Raw genomic sequence first — 19,920 nt, 5'->3', positions numbered from 1 at the left:
GCTTACCCCGCGCTGGAGTGCGTAGCGCTCCCAAGATTTTGGGGCCGCTGCGCAGCCCAGCGCGGGGCAAGCCCGCTCACTACAAGAGATTGCGGTGTATCAGTTACTGTGCGATTTCACGCAGCGGCTTGCCACGCACCGGCGCATCGCCGGCCACGTAGTAGTCAGCGGTGCTGCGCGGCAGCGGCTGGCGGCCACGGATCTTGTCGGCGATTTTCTCGGCGATCATGATCGTCGGCGCGTTCAGGTTGCCGGTGGTGATGATCGGCATGATCGACGCATCCACCACACGCAGGCCCTGCATGCCATGCACGCGGCCTTCGCCATCCACCACCGCCATGTCGTCGGTGCCCATCTTGCACGAGCAGGACGGGTGGAACGCGGTTTCGGCGTGCTCGCGGATGAACTTGTCCAGTTGCTCATCGGTTTGCACGTCAATGCCCGGGCTGATTTCACGGCCACGGTATTGGTCCAGCGCCGGCTGTTGCATGATTTCACGGGTCAGGCGGATGCCGTCGCGGAATTCCTGCCAATCCTGCTCGGTGGCCATGTAGTTGAAGAGGATGCTCGGGTAGTCCCGTGGGTTCTTCGACTTCAGCTGGATGCGGCCACGGCTCGGCGAACGCATGGAACCCATGTGCGCCTGGAAGCCGTGCTCTTGCACGCCGTTGCTGCCGTTGTAGTTAATCGCCACCGGCAGGAAGTGGTACTGGATGTTCGGCCATTCGAATTCTTCACGGGTACGGATGAAGCCGCCCGCTTCGAACTGGTTGCTGGCGCCGATGCCGGTGCCGTTGAACAGCCACTCGGCACCAATCGCCGGTTGGTTGTACCAGAGCAGCGACGGGTACAGCGACACCGGTTGGGTGCAGGCGTATTGCAGGTACAGCTCAAGGTGGTCCTGCAGGTTTTCGCCGACGCCTGGCAGGTCGTGGACCACCGGGATGTCGAGGCTTTCCAGCAACTTGGACGGGCCAACACCGGAGCGTTGCAGCAGTTGCGGCGAACCGATTGCGCCGCTGCACACGATGACTTCTTTGCGTGCACGGGCTTCAACGCGCTCTTCGGCAGCGCCGATCAGGTAACGCACGCCAACGGCACGCTTGCCTTCGAACAGCACTTTGTCGCTGAGGGCGTGGGTGACGATGGTCAGCGTGGAGCGCTTCTTGGCGGTGTCCAGGTAACCGCGCGCGGTGCTGGCGCGACGGCCCTTCGGCGTGACGGTACGGTCCATCGGGCCGAAGCCTTCTTGCTGGTAGCCGTTCAAGTCTTCGGTACGCGGGTAGCCCGCCTGCACGCCGGCTTCAACCATGGCGTGGAACAGGGGGTTGTTGCCGGCTTTTGGCGTGGTCACGCTGACCGGGCCATCGCCGCCGTGCCAATCGTTCGGGCCGATGTCGCGGGTTTCGGCTTTACGGAAGTACGGCAGGCAGTCCAGGTAGGTCCAGTTTTCCAGGCCTGGCAGTTTTGCCCAGCCGTCGTAGTCCATCGCGTTGCCACGGATGTAGCACATGCCGTTGATCAGCGACGAGCCGCCCAGGCCCTTGCCGCGACCGCACTCCATACGGCGGCCGTCCATATGTGGCTCTGGATCGGTCTCGTAGGCCCAGTTGTAGCGGCGGCCTTGCAGCGGGAACGCCAGGGCGGCGGGCATTTGCGTGCGGAAGTCGAAACGGTAGTCGGGGCCACCGGCTTCCAGCAGCAGAACAGTGACGCCTTCGTCTTCGGTCAGACGGGTCGCCAGGGTATTACCGGCGGAGCCGGCACCCACAATGATGTAATCGTATTCTTGGGACATTGGATGCACCCTCTTTTGAGATAGTCAGGTCGGGCCTCATCGCGGGCAAGCCCGGCTCCCACAGGGGAATGCGTTCCCAATGTGGGAGCTGGCTTGCCTGCGATAGGGGCCTCACAGGCAATACAAAACTCGGGGTGTCAGAACACCGAGGCGTAATCGCCCAGCTCAACCTGTACCGATTTGATGCGGGTGAAGTTGTTCAGCGAGCTGATGCCGTTCTCACGGCCCACACCGGATTGCTTGTAGCCACCGACCGGCATCTTCGCGTCGGACTCGCCCCAGGCGTTGATCCAGCAGATACCCGCTTCCAGCTGATGAATCACGCGGTGGGCGCGGTTCAGGTCCCTGGTTACCAGGCCAGCGGCCAGGCCGAAGTCGGTGTCGTTGGCGCGACGGATCACTTCTTCTTCGGTCTCGTAGGTCAGGATCGCCATCACTGGGCCGAAGATTTCTTCACGGACGATGGTCATGTCGTCGGTGCAGTCGGTGAATACGGTCGGGGCCACGAAGGCGCCTTTGGCGAAATCGCCGTCGGTCAGGCGATCGCCGCCGCACAGCAGGCGTGCGCCTTGCTCTTTGCCCTTGGCGATGTAGCCCAGCACGCTTTCCATGTGCTGGAAGCTGACCAGCGGACCGAAGTTGGTGTTTTCGTCTTCCGGGTTACCGATGCGGATGCGCGCAACACGTTCAGCGATCTTGGCTTCGAACGCCGCTTGCAGGTGCTTGGGCACGAACACGCGGGTGCCGTTGGTGCAGACCTGGCCGGAGCTGTAGAAGTTGGCCATCATCGCGGTGTCGGCGGCGCGGTCGAGGTCGGCGTCGTCGAAGATGATCAGCGGGGACTTGCCGCCCAGTTCCATGGTCACGTCTTTGAGCGAGGAGCTCGACGCGCTGGCCATGACTTTCTTGCCGGTGTCGGTGCCGCCGGTGAAGGAGACTTTCTCGATACGCGGGTGTTCGGTCAGCCAGGTGCCGACTTCACGGCCGCTGCCGGTCAGTACGTTGAACACGCCTGCCGGAACGCCGGCTTCGGTGTAGATCTCGGCCAGTTTCAGGGTGGTCAGCGAGGTGACTTCGCTTGGCTTGAAGATCATCGCGTTGCCGGCGGCCAGGGCCGGTGCGGATTTCCACAGGGCGATCTGGATCGGGTAGTTCCACGCGCCGATACCGGCGACCACGCCCAGCGGCTCGCGGCGGGTGTAGACGAAGGCGGTGTCACGCAGCGGGATCTGCTCGCCTTCGATGGCGGGTACCAGGCCTGCGTAGTACTCCAGCACGTCAGCGCCGGTGACGATGTCTACGTACTTGGTTTCGGAAAAGGCTTTGCCGGTGTCCAGGGTTTCCAGGGCGGCCAGTTCATCGTTGCGCTCGCGCAGGATGTCGACGGCACGGCGCAGGATGCGGGAGCGCTCCATGGCGGTCATGGCGGCCCAGATTTTCTGGCCCTTTTCGGCGCTGACCACGGCACGTTCAACGTCTTCTTTCGTCGCGCGTTGCACTTGGGCGAGAACTTCACCGTTAGCCGGGTTGATGGCGTCGAAGGTGGCATCGCTGCCAGCGTCGCTGTAGCCGCCGTCAATGTAGAGTTTTTGCAGTTCGAAACGGGCCATAAAGTCCTCGCAAGTGCATAAGTGGTTGGCGTTAACCGCCGATCAATGGGCCATAAGGGTGTGGCAACACTGAGCGACAGCAGTTCAGGGGTTGAGCGGTTATGTGTGCTCTAACTCACCTGCTTGGCCAATTGGAAATCCATGTATTCGTAAGCGATCCGTTGCGCCTGCGCCGTGTCGAAAGCGTCTCCCGACAGGGCGCCGCGCAACCACAAACCGTCGATCAGGGCCGCCAGGCCTCGGGCTGCTTTACGTGCGTGCGGCAGCGGCAGCACTCGGCGGAACTGGCAGCACAGGTTGGAATACAGACGTTGATCGTTGATCCGCTGCAACCTGTGCAAAGACGGGTGGTGCATGCTGGTGGCCCAGAAGGCCAGCCAGGTTTTCATTGCCGGTCCGTTGACCTGGCTGGCGTCGAAGTTGCCCTCGATGATCACCTGCAGGTGGGCACGGGGGCTGTCGTCTGTCAGCGCTAGCCTGCGTTCGTGGACGTTCTCGATCAGCGCGTTCATCAGGTAACGCATGGTCGCTGCGATCAGGCCGTTCTTGTCCTGAAAGTAGTGACTGATGATGCCGTTCGACACGCCGGCCAAGCGGGCGATCAGCGCAATGCTGGCATCTCCCATCCCGACCTGATCGATGGCCGTCAACGTGGCCTCGATCAATTGCTGGCGGCGTATGGGTTGCATACCGACCTTGGGCATGTAGCACCTCTCCTTAGGCCTGCCGATGGGCGATAAACGTCCGTCGGCTTGATGGCCAGTCTATTTTGTTTTGATTGAACGTTCAATCAACAAAGAATAAGATCTGCGACAAATGGTCGCTGCCTACAGATGTTTCCTGCCTGTGAGCCGCGACAAATGACACCTGCAAAAACCCTTGGAACGCCCTGCCTACCGGTTCGGTGGGGGCTCAAGGATTTTCGGGGTGTCTTTATAACACCCGTCCGTCGACTGCCGAAAAATCGATGTCCCGGGATAACCGTTGCCTTGTGTTTCTCTCTCGCACTGCCCGGAGCATCTGCGCCATGAGTTCTGCCTCTCTTATAAAGACCCCGCCGGAAAAGGTCCGGGTCAACGGTTGGGTGTTCTACACCTCCACCGCGCTGATTCTGTTGTTGACCGCCATTCTGATCATCGCCCCGCAGGAGGCCGGGCGCATGCTCGGCGTTGCACAGGCCTGGCTTTCCAAAAGCTTCGGCTGGTACTACATGGTGGTCATCGCCGCCTACCTCGTGTTCGTGGTGGGCCTGGCGTTTTCGTCCTACGGCAAGTTGAAACTGGGCAGCAAGGACGACACCCCGGACTTCAGCTACGGCGCCTGGGCCGGCATGCTGTTCTCGTCCGGTATCGGCATCTCGCTGCTGTACTTCGGTGCGTCCGAGCCTTTGGACCACTACTTCAACCCGCCTGAAGGCGCCGCCGCCAGCAATGGCGCCGCGCGCCAGGCGCTGCAACTGACCTTCCTGCACTGGGGCCTGCACGGCTGGGCGATCTACGCCCTGGTCGGCCTGGCCGTGGCGTACTTCGCGTACCGCCACAACCAGCCGCTGGCCTTGCGCTCGGCACTCTACCCACTGGTGGGCGAGCGTTGGGTGAAAGGTGCAGCCGGCCATGCGGTGGACGGCTTCGGCATGTTCGTGACGCTGCTGGGCCTGGTGACCAACCTGGGCATTGGCTCGATGCAAGTGTCGTCGGGGCTTGAAAACCTGTTCGGCATGCAGCACAGCAACACCAACCTGCTGATCGTGATCATCGTGATGAGCACCGTGGCGACCATCGCCGCCGTGTCGGGTGTGGAGAACGGCATTCGCCGCCTGTCCAACCTCAACATCGTGCTGTTCAGCGGTTTGCTGATCTTTGTGCTGCTGTTCGGCCCGACCCTGCACTTGCTCAACGGCTTTGTGCAGAACATCGGCGACTACATGAACGGCCTGGTGCTGAAAACCTTCGACCTCTATGTGTATGAAGGCGACGCCGACAAGACCGAGCGCTGGATGGGCCTGTGGACCCTGTTCTACTGGGCGTGGTGGATTTCCTGGGCCCCATTCGTGGGCATGTTCATCGCGCGTATTTCCCGTGGTCGCACGGTGCGTGAACTGGTGGCGGGCGTGCTGTTGATTCCGCTGGGCTTCACCCTGGCGTGGCTGTCGATCTTCGGTAACTCGGCCCTGGACCTGGTGCTGAACCACGGTGCAGTGGAGTTGGGCAAGACGGCGCTGGAACAACCGTCCATGGCCATCTACCAACTGCTGGAGCATTACCCAGCGTCGAAAGTCGTCATCGGTGTGTCGATCTTCGTAGGTTTCGTGCTGTTCCTGACCCCGGCGGATTCCGGCGCGGTGATGATGGCCAACCTGTCGTGCAAAGGCGGCAACGTGGATGAAGATGCGCCGCACTGGCTGCGGATCTTCTGGTCGGTGGTGATCACCCTGGTGACCATCGGTCTGCTGTTCGCCGGCAACTTTGAAGCCATGCAAACCATGGTGGTGCTGGCAGGGCTGCCGTTCTCGGTGGTGCTGATTTTCTTCATGTTCGGCTTGCACAAGGCAATGCGCCAGGACGTGGCCATCGAACAAGAGCAGGCGCAACTGGCAGAGCGTGGCCGTCGTGGTTTCAGCGAGCGCTTGACTGCGCTGGACCTGCAACCGAGCCAAGGCACCGTGCAGCGTTTCATGGACAAGCACGTTACGCCTGCACTGGAAGAAGCGGCGAGCGCGCTGCGTGAGCAGGGCCTCGAAGTGCAGACCTTGCTCGGCAAATCCAAGCGTTGCATTGGTGTGCGGATCGAGATGGAAGAGGGCAACCCGTTTGTCTACGAAGTGAGCCTGGATGCTTACTCGTCGGCACCGACCGACCTGCCCGAGGAAGAGCGCACCCGTTACTACCGGGCCGAGGTCTACCTGCACAACGGACCTCAGGAATACGACCTGATGGGCTTTACCCAGGAACAGATCACCCGGGACGTGCTCGATCAGTTTGAAAGCCATCGGCAGCTCCTTGGCCGTGTCTATAGCTGATGATTGAGCTGAGCGGCGCCGTCACTGGTGCCGCTGTTTCATGATTGGAATGAGGTCAACTGTGGGAGCTGGCTTGCCTGCGATAGCTGTAGTGAATTCACCACCGCTATCGCAGGCAAGCCAGCTCCCACATCGACCGCATTTCTTTAGTTGGATTTAGCCCAGGTTCTTGCCCAGCAAGGCGTGGTACAGCTCGCTGTCCCCCAGAATCCCCACCACCTGGTTGTTGTCATGCAACACCAGCTTGTTCCCCGTGTGATACCGAATCTGCAGCGCATCGCGCATGCCGATGTTCGAGTCCACCAGCGTCGGTATCCGGCCCAAACCTTCCACCGCTTGCCCCGGCGCCCAGTTCTGCAGGTTCATCACCGCGCCATTCTGGCGTGCACCTTTGATGGTGTTGCCTTCGGCCAGGTCCAGCCACGAGTCGCCGCCTGGGTCCAGGCACACCGAACCGTTGACGCGCTTGCAGTTGTCCAGGGTGCGCATCAGGCTGCGTCCGCACAGTACGTTCAGCGGGTTGGTATGGGCGACGAAGGTGCGCACATAGTCATCGGCCGGGTTCAGCACGATCTCTTCCGGCACGCTGTACTGGATGATCTTGCCGTCTTTCATGATCGCGATACGGCTGCCGAGCTTGAGGGCTTCGTCGAGGTCGTGGCTCACGAACACGATGGTCTTGCTCAGCTTGCGTTGCAGTTCCAGCAGTTCGTCCTGCAGGCCCTGGCGGATCAGCGGGTCGAGGGCGGAGAAGGGTTCGTCCATCAGCAGGATGTCGGCGTCCATCGCCAACGCACGGGCCAGGCCCACGCGCTGCTGCATGCCGCCGGAGAGTTCATCCGGCTTCTTGTTGCGCCACTGAGTCAGGCCCACCAGCTCGAGTTTTTCATCCACCAGCTTGCGCCGGTCTTTCTCCGGACGGCCCTGCATCTCAAGGCCAAAGCTGATGTTCTCGCGCACCGTCAGCCACGGCATCAGGGCGAACTTCTGGAACACCATGGCGATGCGTTTGGTGCGCATCATTTTCAGCTCGGCGTCGGAGCATGAAGCGATGTCGATCTGGCGGCCTTCGTGCTCCACGAACAACTGGCCACGGCTTACGGTGTTGAGGCCGTTGATGCAGCGCAGCAAGCTCGACTTGCCAGAACCCGACAGGCCCATCAGCACGCAGATTTCGCCTTTCTCGATGTCCAGGCTGGCTTTTTCTACGCCGACAATCTGCCCGGTCTTTTTCAGGATCTCGTTACGGCTCATGCCCTGGTCCAGCAGCTTGAGCGCTTCGCGTGGGTCTTTGGAGAAGATCACGTCGACCTTGTCGAATCGGATAATGCTCATGCATCACCCCCTACTTTGGCGTCGGGTTGTTTGCAGATGCGGTCGAGCATGATGGCCAGCAGCACGATTGCCAGGCCGGCTTCAAAGCCCAGGGCGATGTCGGCGGTGTTCAGTGCGTTGACCACCGGCTTGCCGAGGCCGTCGGCGCCAACCAGGGCCGCGATCACCACCATCGACAACGACAGCATGATGCATTGGGTAATGCCGGCAGCGATGCTCGGCATGGCGTGGGGCAGTTCAATGCGCGAGAGCAACTGACGGCGCGAGCAGCCAAAGGCCTTGCCGGCGTCCATCAACTCTTGCGGTACATCACGGATACCCAGGTAGGTCAGGCGGATAGGCGCGGCAATCGCGAACACCACCGTGGAGATCAGGCCGGGCACCACACCCAGCCCGAAGAGGGTCAGGGTAGGGATGAGGTAGACGAAGGTCGGTACGGTCTGCATCAGATCGAGCACCGGCCGCATCATGGTGTAGAACAGCGGTTTGTGCGCGGCAACAATGCCCAGCGGCACACCGATGACCACGCAGACCAGGGTGGCGAACAACACCTGGGCGAGGGTTTCCATGGTTTCCTGCCAGTACCCCAGGTTCAGGATCAGCAGGAAGGAGGCGATGACAAAGACCGTCAGGCCCCATTTGCGTTGAATGAAGTGAGCCAGCAGCGCAATCAGACCGATCAATGCCAGCGGATTGAACCAGGTCAGCGCAAACGTCACGCCGTGGATCATCGTTTCCAGCGTCGATGCGATTGCGTCGAAGTAGTTGGCGCCGTGTTGGGTCAGCCATTCGACGAAGGCAGCGATGTACTGGCCTAGTGGGATTTTCTGTTCAGTCAGCATGGTAGTGAATGTCCACATGCGAAAGGGAAAACATCCCGGGGCAGCGCACCGCCCCGGGGTCAGCGATTACTTGGCGAGATAAGCTTTAACGGCCTCCAGACCTGGTTTGCCATCAACGGTGGTGACACCGGCGAGCCAGGTGTCGAGCACTTGCGGGTTGGCCTTGAGCCAGGCCTTGGCGGCGACGTCGGGTTTCTGTTTGTCGTCCAGGACTTTACCCATCAGGGTGCTTTCCATGTTCAGGGTGAACACCAGGTTTTTCAGCAGCTGGCCCACGTTGCTGCATTCCTGGGTGTAGCCCTTGCGGGTGTTGGTGTAGATGGTGGCCTGGCCGTAGTTGGGGCCGAACGAATCGTCACCCCCGGTCAGGTACTTCATCTTGAAACGGGTGTTCATCGGGTGCGGTTCCCAGCCGAGGAACACGATGGCCTGGTCGCGCTTGGTGGCGCGTTCCACTTGCGAGAGCATCCCGGCTTCGCTGGACTCGACCACTTTGAAGCCAGCGGTTTTCAGGCCGAAGGCGTCTTTGTCGATGAGGGTCTGGATGGTGCGATTGCCGTCGTTACCCGGCTCGATGCCATAGATCTTGCCGCCCAGCTCATCCTTGAATTTGGCGATATCGGCGAAGTCTTTAAGGCCTTTGTTGTACAGCGCCTCGGGCACCGCCAGGGTGTACTTGGCGTTTTCGAGGTTGGCGCGGACGGTTTCCACGGTGCCGGCATCACGGTACTGCTTGATGTCGTTTTCCATGGTCGGCATCCAGTTGCCGAGGAAGATATCCATGTTCTTGCCGTCAGCCAGGGACTTGTAGGTCACTGGCACCGAAATCATCGTGGTGCGGGGCTTGTAGCCCAGGCCCTTGAGGACTTCGCTGGTGGTCGCGGTAGTGACGGTGATGTCGGTCCAGCCGACATCGGAGAAGTTGACGGTCTGACATTGTGCCGGTTCTGCAGCGTGCGCCAGGACTGGCAGACTCAACATGGCGGCCAACAACAACGAGGGTGAACCTTTCATGGGGCTAGACTCCTGTGTTTTTTCTGGCGGCGTTCGCCGCGCTTTATATGTGTTGCGGTTGGTGCGTGCGACAACAGCTCTGGCACGGTGCCTTGCAAACGAGTCGAGACTGATCATGTACCAGTGAAAATCTGACGCCTACAGGGGGCGTCGTATCCAGTACAGGGATGGTCGTATCCAGTGTCGGTGACGTCGCTTACAGATTTTTTCCACGGCAAAACTGCGGTTTTTACCGATCTGCACCGCTAAAAACGGCCAAAACAAGTGATCGAACACGAGCGACGTTACTGAGCATGGTCACGTCGGTGTGAGACGCCGTGACGGCGAACAAAAGCTTGATGATGCCGCCATCTGGGCCGTGTAGCTCGCGTGGCCCTTTCTTGATCCCAATTTCGGCGCCAGGTGTCCATACCCTGCGTTGCTGCTCCTCGCCATAGTGGAACTATGACTCGTCGCAGCGCCTTGGTTATGGACGCCTGGCATCCGAACTTGGGCCCAATAAAGGGCCACGCGAGCTACGAGCGTAGCAGCTCGTAGGTGCCTGGCCTGTTCACCCGAGGAGTTCTACGGCAATGGCTATCAGTGTTTTCGACCTGTTCAAGATCGGCATCGGGCCTTCGAGTTCTCACACCGTCGGCCCCATGCGCGCCGCGGCGTTGTTCGTCCAAGCACTGCGTGAACGTGAATGGTTGGAACAAGTGCGGCGCGTCGAAGTTCAGCTTTATGGCTCGCTGTCTGCCACGGGCATCGGCCATGGCAGTGACACCGCCACCATCATGGGCTTGATGGGTGAATGGCCGGATGCAATCGACCCCTCGCAGATCGGCCTGCGCATTCACACCCTGCGCGAAACCGACACGCTGCTGCTGGACGGGCGTTTGCCGGTGCCGTTCGTGTGGGCACGGGACATGCGCCTGCTCGACGAAAACCTGCCGTTCCATCCCAATGCCATGACCCTGGTGGTGTACGGCGATGACGGCGAGCTGCACCGCGACACCTACTATTCAGTCGGCGGTGGTTTCGTGGTGGATGAAGCCCAGGCGCAAAGCGGCGTGGCCGACATGGACCGTACCGAGCTGCCTTACGATTTTTCCAGCGCGGTGGAGTTGCTGCAGCTGTGCAAGACCCACAACCTGCGCGTGGCCGAGTTGATGATGGCCAATGAAAAGGTGTGGCGTTCTGAAGAAGAGATCCGCAGCGGCCTGATGAAGCTCTGGCGCGCCATGCAAGATTGCGTGGAACAAGGCCTCAAGCACGAAGGCATCCTGCCCGGTGGCCTGAACGTGCGCCGGCGTGCCGCCAAGTTGCATCGCAGCCTGCAGGAATTGAACAAACCCAACGTGATCGGTTCGACCTTGAGTGCCATGGAATGGGTGAACCTGTTCGCCCTGGCGGTCAACGAAGAAAACGCCGCCGGTGGGCGCATGGTCACCGCACCGACCAACGGCGCGGCGGGGATCATCCCGGCAGTGCTGCACTACTTTATGAAGTTCAGCGAGGACGTCACCGAAGCCAACGTGGTCGACTACCTGCTCGGCGCGGCGGCGGTGGGCATCTTGTGCAAGAAAAACGCCTCGATCTCCGGCGCCGAAGTGGGCTGCCAGGGCGAAGTGGGCTCGGCGTGCGCCATGGCGGCGGCCGGTTTGGCGGAAATCCTTGGTGCCACGCCGGAACAATTGTGTAACGCCGCTGAAATCGGTTTGGAACATAACCTCGGCCTTACCTGCGACCCAGTGGGCGGGCTGGTGCAAGTGCCGTGCATCGAGCGCAATGCGATTGCGGCGGTCAAGGCGATCAACGCGGCGCAGATGGCCTTGCGTGGGGATGGCCAGCATTTCATCTCCCTGGACCGGGTGATCCGCACCATGCGTGATACCGGGGCGGACATGCATGACAAGTACAAAGAGACATCGCGGGGTGGGTTGGCGGTGAGTGCGGTTGAGTGCTGAGATGTTTTTGTGGCGAGGGAGCTTGCTCCCGTTGGGCTGCGTAGCGGCCCTAAAATCTTGGGAGCGCTTCGCACTCCAGCGCGAGCAAGCTCGCTCGCCACAAGGGCAACATTGCGCATAAAGTGAACACCCGGATTCAAAAGCGCCACCTTTTAGCGCGTCGCAAACAGATAAGTAGCTCCCAAACGATTTCCCGCCTGACCCCTCGTCCTCCGCGCTTGCGGTGACAGACTTCTCCCACACCCGCAAAGCGCCTTCCCACAAGTGCTACCGATCTGCTCACACCCCTCAGGTAGGCCTGCTCCTACGCCCATTTCGGACCATATCCCGCACATACCGCGCGGGCTTATATAGACGCGTCATGAGGTCGTTTTTAGGAGTTATTGGACGGCCATTCAATTTTAGGCATGGCATTTGCTCTATCAATTCAAAGCCTCGTTCTGTGTCGCAGACGAGCGCAATAACAAGAGCCTCGCCTGAGGCCATCACCCGCTTTGTGTGAGGAGATACCGCGATGACGTCGTTCAACTCCGGGGCCCAACCCCAGAACCGTGCGCCTCAATCCATCGGCTTTTTGCTGCTGGACAATTTCACGCTGATTTCCCTGGCTTCCGCAGTCGAACCGCTGCGCATGGCCAACCAACTCTCCGGCCGCGAGCTGTATCGCTGGACCACCTTGAGTGTTGACGGAAACCAGGTGTGGGCCAGCGACGGTCTGCAGATCACCCCCGATGCCTCCATGCACAAAGCCCCAGCCCTGGACACCGTGATTGTGTGCGGCGGCGTGGGTATCCAGCGTACCGTGACCCGTGAGCACGTGTCGTGGTTGCAAAGCCAGGCGCGTCAGTCCCGCCGCCTTGGCGCGGTGTGTACCGGCAGTTGGGCCCTGGCCTGTGCCGGTTTGCTGGACGGGTTCGATTGCAGCGTGCACTGGGAATGCCTGGCGTCGATGCAGGAAGCCTTCCCCCGCGTGGCCATGAGCACACGCCTGTTCACCCTCGACCGTAACCGCTTCACCAGTTCGGGCGGCACCGCGCCGCTGGACATGATGCTGCACCTGATCAGTCGCGACCACGGCCGTGAACTGTCGGCCGCCATCTCCGAGATGTTCGTGTACGAACGCATCCGCAACGAACAGGATCACCAGCGTGTGCCGCTCAAGCACATGCTCGGCACCAACCAGCCGAAGCTGCAGGAAATCGTCGCGCTGATGGAAGCCAACCTGGAAGAGCCGATCGACCTGGACGAACTGGCGGTGTATGTCGCCGTGTCCCGTCGTCAGCTGGAGCGCCTGTTCCAGAAATACCTGCACTGCTCGCCGTCGCGCTACTACCTCAAGCTGCGCCTGATTCGTGCACGGCAGCTGCTCAAGCAAACGCCGATGTCGATCATCGAAGTGGCGTCGGTGTGCGGGTTTGTCTCCACGCCGCACTTCTCCAAGTGCTACCGCGAATACTTCGGCATTCCGCCACGGGATGAACGCGTAGGCTCCAACACCGCGCAGCAAGTGGCGATGATGCCGATTCCGCAGGCACTGGTGTTGTCACCGTTGTCGGGGCCGATGTCGGCGTTGAGCCAGGCGCGCAATGAGTCGACGTTTGCGAGTGTACGGCTTTAGATCGAGTCGCCTTCATCGCAGGCAAGCCAGCTCCCACACTTGACCGAGTTCCAATTTTGGAATGCAGTCGAATGTGGGAGCTGGCTTGTCGAGTCGTCGCACCGCTGCGATAGCGGTCTATCAGGCGCCAGAGTTCTGCTTGAACTGCACCAACGCCGGCAACAACTGCTTGTCGATCGCCTGGCGCACCGCCGGCAAAATCGTCGCGCTGCCGGTGTACATCTGTTCCACCATGCCCTTGAGTGCCTTGGCCCGAGCCGCACTCAAACCGCGTACCGCGCACTCGCAAGCCTGCTCAGCGGTGGCACCGCTGGACACTTCAAAACCCAGCGAGCGCAGGTGGCCCAGCAGGTCATCCTGGTCAATCAAATCCGCGTGCATCATGGCGTTTTTCCTGGTGTAGGGAGCGGGGTCTGACCTCGATTCTGGTAGGCCTCCGACCGGTCGGCAAGGGCAGAATCAGCGAATGCCTCAGATGGCTATGAGCATGTCGTTTTCGGGCCATTTACCGACAGAAGTAATAGGCACACTGAATGCCAAGCAAGCACCTTGAAGGTTTGGTCACCCTCGGGATGTCACGCTCACACCAAGCGCTCTGCCCCGATCCAGTCACGGCTGGGTCGGGGCTTTTTTTGCCTGGATTTTGGGGAGTTTGTGCTGACGCCATCGCCGGCAAGCCGGCTCCTACAGGGGGATGCATTCCAAAGTTGGAACTCGGTCAAATGTGGGCGCGGGCTTGCTCGCGAAGGCCGCGCCTCGGTCTACCTTTGCAATACCAATATCCGGGACAACAACTCATCCCGATCGATATAGCACCCCTGAAAATGCCGCGCCCCGGACGCTGGGTCGAATGCATGGCGCGCATGCAACGTGCGGCGGTTATCAAAGCACCACAACTCACCCGGATTCAGGCGCTGTACCACGCGGAAACGAGCCTCCCGCGTCATCGCAATAAACCGCCGATACGCGCGGTACAACAGAGGCATCTGCTCCACGCTGGCCTCGAACGGCCCGCGCAGGAAGTTGGCCATGCGGATCTCCGCCACTTCGCCCAAGGCATCCAGGGCGATGATCGGTGCGAGCCGGCGGTAGTCGCTGTGGCGGTCCTTGTTGCGAAACTCCACGGGGATCTCACACAGCGCGCGAAACGCCTCGGGGTCTTCGTTGCGCAGGGCCTGGGCGATGGCAAACCCGTCGACAAAAATGCTTTCGCCACCGTCGGCGTCGTTCACCAGGCAATGCAGGAATTGCAGGCCCGGTTGCAGCTCCCGCGTCGGCAAATCACTGTGCAGCGGCAGGTTGAAAGCGGTGTAGGCATTGCTGTCGGCATCGGCCTTGGATTGCACGTTGAACAGCACGCCGAAGTTGCTCTCGCGGATGAACGAAATGCGCTTGGCGATGAACGCCAGGGAGCCGGGCTCGGTGGGCACGCCACGGATTTGCGTCAGGCCGGTGTCGCGCAGGGCCAGTAACCACTGCAGCAACGCGCCGGGGTCTTGCATGACGGCTGCATAGTCGAAAACGGGCAGCTCGAAACGACTGTCCCACAGCTGGGATTTGGGTTTCGCCGCCCGCCGTTCGGCACGGGATTCATCGTCGTAGGCGTGAGCCCGCAACCAGCCAGGGTCGTACCGGCTGTGGTGGCCGCCGCTCCATTCCACGCTCAGGTCACCTTGCACGATGTGCGCGCTGATCGCGGTGAGCTGTTCGTCCACATCGACGATCTCCAGCACTTGCTCGCGGGTCACGCTGTACACGCAGTGCGAGCACGGGCAGTTGTCCCGCAGCCACTGATGATGGAAAGGGCTGACCCGCCCATCGGCCCAGCGCACGCGAATCTGATCGTCGAGCACCTGGACCTCGTCGAGGTCACAGATCTTCGGGTAGGTACGGAAATCGGCAACAGCGGCGGCGGTTTGCATGGTGGCTCCTTGTTTTTTATTTTTTGGGTGGCAGTCCAATCACTCGGCCAAGCAGGGCAGGGCGCGGCAGGTCGGCCTGTTCTGCGCTGATGGTCGTGAGTTTTTTCAGCGTGGCCTCGGTGAACGGCGCGGAGTGCGGGCCGGCGAGGTCGACGTGCAGCAGCATCTGCTCGTTGCCCGCCAGTTCCTTCTCGTCGCCCACGAGGTGCAGGCTGTGATAGAGGTGCAGGCGCTTGGCGTCATGGGCGATGAGTTGGGTGTGCACCTCGACCTCAGCGCCCAATTTCACTTCGTGCAGGTAGTTCAGGTGCAGTTCCAGGGTAAACAGCGAATGGCCGCTGGCATCGCGGTTTTCGCTGTCCAGGCCCAGGGTGTCCATCAGCGCGTCGGTGGCGTAGCTGAAGATCAGCAGGTAGAACGCATCGCGCAGATGGCCGTTGTAGTCCACCCAGTCGGGCTGGATGGGGGTGGTGTAGGTCGTCAGTGCAGGCATGGTGTGAATCCCAAGAATGTACTCGATCAAAAATGTGGGAGCGGGCTTGCTCGCGAATACGGTGTGTCAGTTGATGCATTCGTTACTGATCCACCGCATTCGCGAGCAAGCCCGCTCCCACATTAGTTACTCAGCGAAGCTCATGCCGTGCTTTTCCTTGGTGGTCTTCACCGCCTCCAGCACCGCCAGCAGGCAATCATCACGATAGCGTTCCAGCGCCGAAATGCTGTGCTTGCCCAACTGATCGCTGGTGCCGTCCACCACGTCATCGATCAGCTTGTCGGTCAGCTCCGGCGCCGGCAGGTAGGTCCACGGCAGTTGCAACGCCGGGCCGAATTGCGCCATGAAGTGCCGCATGCCAGCGTCGCCACCGGCCAGGGTGTAGGTCAGGAAAGTGCCCATGAACGACCAGCGCAGGCCGGCGCCGAAACGGATCGCGTCGTCGATTTCGCCGGTGGTGGCTACGCCGTCATTGACCAGGTGCAGCGCCTCGCGCCACAACGCTTCGAGCAGGCGGTCGGCGATGAAGCCGGGGACTTCCTTGCGCACGTGCAGCGGGCGCATGCCGAGGGATTCATACACCTTGATCGCCGCCTGGATGGCCTCGGGTGCGGTGTTCTTGCCGCCCACCACTTCCACCAGCGGCAGCAGGTAAACCGGGTTGAACGGGTGGCCGACCACGCAGCGTTCCGGGTGGGTCGAGCCTTCATAGAATTCGCTCGGCAACAGGCCGGATGTGCTGGAGCCGATCAATGCGTTGGGCTTGGCCGCCGCGCTGATCTTGCTGTGCAACTCCAGTTTCAGCTCCAGGCGTTCCGGAGCGCTTTCCTGGATGAAGTCGGCGTCTTTCACGCACTCCTCGATGGTGGCGACAAAGCGCAGGCGGTCCTGGGAGGCACCCGGTGCCAGGCCTTGTTTCTCAAGGGCGCCCCAGGCATTGGCGACGCGTTTGCGCAATGCGGCTTCGGCGCCGGGCGCCGGGTCCCAGGCTACGACATCCAGGCCATGGGCCAGGGCGCGGGACACCCAGCCGCTGCCGATGACACCGCTGCCGAGGGCGGCGAAGGTTTTGATTTCGGTGATAAAGCTCATGGGCGACAGTCCTGAAAAGTTCGGTGATTCAATGTGGGAGCTGGCTTGCTGTGGCGAGGGAGCTTGCTCCCGCTGGGCTGCGCAGCGGCCCCAAGATCTTGGGAGCGCTTCGCACTCCAGCGGGAGCAAGCTCCCTCGCCACAAAGCCCGCTCCCACAGGGTTTTGTGATGTGTGGGTTAGCCGCGTTTGGTCAGGCCCATCTTCACGCGCCCTTCGGCCGGGGTCATGATCCGTGCGCCCAGGCGGCTGAGGATTTCACTGGCGCGTTCCACCAGCTGGCCGTTGGTGGCGAGCACACCCTTGTCCAGCCACAGGTTGTCTTCCAGGCCGACCCGCACGTTGCCGCCCAGCAGCACCGCTTGCGCGGCCATCGGCATTTGCATGCGGCCGATGCCGAAGCCTGCCCACACGGCGTTGGCCGGCAAGTTGTCGACCATGGCCTTCATGGTGGTGGTGTCGGCCGGTGCGCCCCATGGGATGCCCAGGCACAGTTGGAACAGCGGGTCGTCCAGCAGGCCTTCTTTGATCATTTGCTTGGCGAACCACAGGTGCCCGGTGTCGAAGATTTCCAGCTCGGCCTTCACACCCAGCTCTTGGATGCGTTTGGCGCCGGCCCGCAGTTGCGCAGGGGTGGAGACGTAAATGGTGTCGCCATCACCGAAGTTCAGGGTGCCGCAGTCCAGGGTGCAGATCTCTGGCAGCAGCTCTTCCACATGGGCCAGGCGGGTCAATGGGCCGACCAGGTCGGTGTTGGGGCCGAACTCCATCGGGTTCTCGCCGCCGCCGATCTCCAGGTCGCCGCCCATGCCGGCGGTGAGGTTGACGATGATGTCGATGTCGGCCTCGCGGATGCGCTCCATCACTTCGCGGTACAGGGCCACGTCGCGGCTGAACTTGCCGGTTTGCGGGTCACGCACATGGCAGTGCACAACCGTGGCGCCGGCCTTGGCGGCTTCTACCGCCGCGGCGGCGATTTGTTTGGGAGTGACCGGCACGTGTGGGCTTTTGCTGGTCGTGTCGCCAGCACCGGTGAGTGCGCAGGTGATGATGACGTCGTGGTTCATGAGGCGGTTCCTTACAGGCGGGCGTAGTGGTGCCGTTCGCAGCCAGGAGCGGCTGCGAAACGGTGATTCGAATCAGGTTATTTGCTGGTCAATTGCAGGTTGGCGGCGGCCGGCTTGCCGTCGAAAGTGGTCACGCCTTCCAGCCAGCGGGCCTGGTCTTGCGGATGATCCTTGAGCCACTGCTTGGCGGACTCGATGGCGTCCTTGTGGTCCAGCAACGGCTGCATCATCCGGCTCTCGTCGGCGGCGGTGAAGGTGAGGTTGGTCAGCAGTTTGTGCACGTTGGGGCACTGTTCGGCGTAGGTCGGCGACGTCACGCTCCATACCGTGGCCATGCCTTCGTTCGGGCCCAGGGCGTCGTCGCTGCCGGTGAGGTAGGTCATGGCGACGTTGACGTTCATCGGGTGCGGCGCCCAGCCGAAGAACACCACGGCTTCCTTGCGGCGCACGGCGCGGTCGACGGCGGCGAGCATGCCGGCTTCGCTCGACTCAACCAGCTGGAACTTGCCCAGGCCGAACTGGTTCTTGGCGATCATCGCCTTGATCTGGGTGTTGGCGCCCGAGCCTGGTTCGATGCCGTAGATCTTGCCGCCCAGTTCTTTTTCGAACTTGGCGATGTCGGCGAAGGTCTTCAAACCCTTGTCGGCCAGGTAAGTCGGCACGGCCAGGGTGGCGCGCGCGTCTTCCAGGCTCGGCTTGTCGAGGACCTTGACCTGCTTGGCGTCGACGAACGGCGTGATGGTCTGGGTCATCAGCGGGTTCCAGTAGCCCAGGAACAGGTCCAGGCGTTGGTCGCGGATGCCGGCGAAGATGATTTGCTGGGAGGCGCTGGTCTGTTTGGTCTTGTAGCCGAGGCCGTCGAGCAACACTTGGGTCATGGCGCTGGTGGCGATTACGTCGGTCCAGTTCACCACGCCCATGCGCACGTTCTGGCAGGACGCCGCGTCGGCGGCCAGTACGTTGGTGCTCAAGATGGCGCTGGCGCTGAGTGCGAGCACGCAGCGGCTGATCAGTCGGTTCATGGTGGATCCCTCGGCAGGTCGTTATTGTGGGGTCCGGCGTCTTTGTGCGCCGTGAGGCCAAGTTACGTAGCTTTGGGGGCGACAAAACGCACGGCGGCGACCAGCTCTTGCACTGCAGCGACCTGCCCCCTTGAATCCACCCGAGAACGGGAGTATCACAGTGCCACGCTGCCCGTCCTACGAGAGCGCCACCATGTCCCAGGATTTCTACTTTTTGCTGATGCCGGGTTTCTCGGCCATTGGCTTTATCTCTGCGCTGGAACCGCTGCGGGTGGCCAACCGCTTTCGTGGCGAGCTGTACCGCTGGCATGTGCTGAGTGCCGACGGTGGCGCGGTGCTGGCGAGCAATGGCATGTCGGTCAACGCCGACGCTGCGCTGGAGCCGCTGAAAAAGGGCGCGACGTTGTTAGTCGTGGCAGGCTTCGAACCGTTGCAGTTCGCCACACCCGCCCTGGAACACTGGCTGCGCCGCCTCGATCACGACGGCGTGACCCTGGGCGCCATCGACACCGGCGCCTGCGTGCTCGCCGAAGCAGGCTTGCTGGACGGCCACCGCCTGACCCTGCATTGGGAAGCCATCGACGCCTTCAAGGAATCTTATCCACAGCTCACCGTGACCCAGGAACTGTTCGAGATCGACCGCCGCCGCATCACCTGCGCCGGCGGGACGGCCTCCATCGACCTGATGCTCGACCTGATCGCCCAGGCCCATGGCCCGGAACTGGCGATCCAGGTGTCCGAACAGTTCGTGCTCGGCCGCATCCGCCCGCGCAAAGACCACCAGCGCATGCAGATCGCCACACGCTATGGCATCAACAACAAAAAGCTGGTGCAGGTGATTGGTGAGATGGAGCAGCACACTGAGCCGCCCTTGAGCACCCTGGCCCTGGCGGAAGCGATCAAAGTGACCCGCCGCCAGCTGGAGCGCCTGTTTCGTCTGCATTTGAACGATACCCCCAGCAACTTCTACCTCGGCCTGCGCCTGGAAAAAGCCCGGCAGCTCTTGCGCCAGAGCGACATGAGCGTGCTGGAAGTGAGTATTGCCTGCGGGTTTGAGTCGCCGTCGTATTTCACCCGCAGCTACCGGGCGCGGTTTGCCAAGTGCCCGAGGGAGGATCGGCGACGGGAGGTGGTTTGACGG

16 protein-coding genes are annotated in these 19,920 nt (G+C 61.5%); 4 read left to right on the top strand and 12 right to left on the bottom strand.

The genetic code is table 11. The features are described 5' to 3' along the window. Nucleotides 1–103 precede the first annotated feature (103 nt). The 3 genes from betA to betI all read right to left on the bottom strand — a co-directional run bounded on the left by betA (nucleotide 104) and on the right by betI (nucleotide 4,112). Entirely contained in the window at nucleotides 104–1,798 is a 1,695-nt protein-coding gene (betA, locus tag ACVWVP_RS00750; protein WP_176996696.1) for a choline dehydrogenase, read from the bottom strand. Between the two features lie 137 nt (nucleotides 1,799–1,935). Further along, entirely contained in the window at nucleotides 1,936–3,408 is a 1,473-nt protein-coding gene (betB, locus tag ACVWVP_RS00745) for a betaine-aldehyde dehydrogenase (protein ID WP_457404185.1), read from the bottom strand. Between the two features lie 110 nt (nucleotides 3,409–3,518). Next, the gene (betI, locus tag ACVWVP_RS00740; RefSeq protein WP_178924146.1) at nucleotides 3,519–4,112 is read right to left on the bottom strand and encodes a transcriptional regulator BetI; all 594 of its coding nucleotides are present in this window, start codon (nucleotides 4,110–4,112) and stop codon (nucleotides 3,519–3,521) included. 323 nt (nucleotides 4,113–4,435) lie between these two features. Between betI and betT the strand changes: the two genes are divergently transcribed. Further along, entirely contained in the window at nucleotides 4,436–6,427 is a 1,992-nt protein-coding gene (gene betT / locus ACVWVP_RS00735) for a choline BCCT transporter BetT (protein ID WP_178924144.1), read from the top strand. 156 nt (nucleotides 6,428–6,583) lie between these two features. On the opposite strand, the gene choV is transcribed toward betT, so the two are convergent. From choV to ACVWVP_RS00720, 3 genes are all read right to left on the bottom strand, one after another. Continuing rightward, the gene (gene choV / locus ACVWVP_RS00730; protein WP_178924142.1) at nucleotides 6,584–7,762 is read right to left on the bottom strand and encodes a choline ABC transporter ATP-binding protein; all 1,179 of its coding nucleotides are present in this window, start codon (nucleotides 7,760–7,762) and stop codon (nucleotides 6,584–6,586) included. Beyond that, nucleotides 7,759–8,604 (bottom strand): choline ABC transporter permease subunit, encoded by an 846-nt coding sequence (gene choW, locus ACVWVP_RS00725; RefSeq protein WP_016972877.1) that lies wholly within the window; start codon nucleotides 8,602–8,604, stop codon nucleotides 7,759–7,761. The genes choV and choW overlap by 4 nt, the downstream gene beginning before the upstream one ends. A gap of 66 nt (nucleotides 8,605–8,670) precedes the next feature. Beyond that, on the bottom strand, nucleotides 8,671–9,618 hold the full coding sequence (locus ACVWVP_RS00720) for a choline ABC transporter substrate-binding protein (protein WP_176996691.1): 948 nt from the start codon (nucleotides 9,616–9,618) through the stop codon (nucleotides 8,671–8,673). A 572-nt stretch (nucleotides 9,619–10,190) separates the two neighbouring features. Between ACVWVP_RS00720 and ACVWVP_RS00715 the strand changes: the two genes are divergently transcribed. Both ACVWVP_RS00715 and gbdR read left to right on the top strand, forming a co-directional pair. Beyond that, on the top strand, nucleotides 10,191–11,567 hold the full coding sequence (locus ACVWVP_RS00715; protein ID WP_176996690.1) for an L-serine ammonia-lyase: 1,377 nt from the start codon (nucleotides 10,191–10,193) through the stop codon (nucleotides 11,565–11,567). Between the two features lie 514 nt (nucleotides 11,568–12,081). Continuing rightward, nucleotides 12,082–13,185: a choline metabolism transcriptional regulator GbdR gene (gene gbdR / locus ACVWVP_RS00710; protein ID WP_049711185.1), complete on the top strand. Its 1,104-nt coding sequence runs from the start codon at nucleotides 12,082–12,084 to the stop codon at nucleotides 13,183–13,185. A 120-nt stretch (nucleotides 13,186–13,305) separates the two neighbouring features. Here the strand turns inward: gbdR and ACVWVP_RS00705 are convergent, their stop codons facing one another. From ACVWVP_RS00705 to ACVWVP_RS00680, 6 genes are all read right to left on the bottom strand, one after another. After that, complete coding sequence (locus tag ACVWVP_RS00705) at nucleotides 13,306–13,569, bottom strand: hypothetical protein (RefSeq protein WP_176996689.1); 264 nt, start codon at nucleotides 13,567–13,569, stop codon at nucleotides 13,306–13,308. A gap of 377 nt (nucleotides 13,570–13,946) precedes the next feature. Then, nucleotides 13,947–15,107 (bottom strand): gamma-butyrobetaine dioxygenase, encoded by a 1,161-nt coding sequence (locus ACVWVP_RS00700; RefSeq protein WP_457404181.1) that lies wholly within the window; start codon nucleotides 15,105–15,107, stop codon nucleotides 13,947–13,949. A gap of 16 nt (nucleotides 15,108–15,123) precedes the next feature. Next, nucleotides 15,124–15,600, bottom strand: coding sequence for a thioesterase family protein (locus ACVWVP_RS00695; protein ID WP_178924136.1), 477 nt, complete (start codon nucleotides 15,598–15,600; stop codon nucleotides 15,124–15,126). Nucleotides 15,601–15,726: 126 nt separating this feature from the next. Beyond that, nucleotides 15,727–16,692 (bottom strand): L-carnitine dehydrogenase, encoded by a 966-nt coding sequence (locus ACVWVP_RS00690; protein WP_259172114.1) that lies wholly within the window; start codon nucleotides 16,690–16,692, stop codon nucleotides 15,727–15,729. A gap of 177 nt (nucleotides 16,693–16,869) precedes the next feature. Further along, nucleotides 16,870–17,757, bottom strand: coding sequence for a 3-keto-5-aminohexanoate cleavage protein (locus tag ACVWVP_RS00685; protein WP_457404179.1), 888 nt, complete (start codon nucleotides 17,755–17,757; stop codon nucleotides 16,870–16,872). Between the two features lie 77 nt (nucleotides 17,758–17,834). Continuing rightward, nucleotides 17,835–18,779 carry a choline ABC transporter substrate-binding protein gene (locus tag ACVWVP_RS00680; RefSeq protein WP_178920178.1) on the bottom strand — a complete coding sequence of 315 codons (945 nt, stop codon included), beginning with the start codon at nucleotides 18,777–18,779 and terminating at the stop codon, nucleotides 17,835–17,837. Nucleotides 18,780–18,972: 193 nt separating this feature from the next. Here ACVWVP_RS00680 and ACVWVP_RS00675 point away from each other — a divergent pair, with 193 nt between their 5' ends. Beyond that, nucleotides 18,973–19,917 carry a GlxA family transcriptional regulator gene (locus ACVWVP_RS00675; protein ID WP_016977789.1) on the top strand — a complete coding sequence of 315 codons (945 nt, stop codon included), beginning with the start codon at nucleotides 18,973–18,975 and terminating at the stop codon, nucleotides 19,915–19,917. Nucleotides 19,918–19,920: the final 3 nt, after the last annotated feature.

The sequence above is a fragment of the Pseudomonas sp. TE24901 genome (assembly GCF_054058375.1).
The sequence above is the reverse complement of the archived record's forward strand: the minus strand, read 5'-3'. Positions and strand labels throughout refer to the sequence as shown.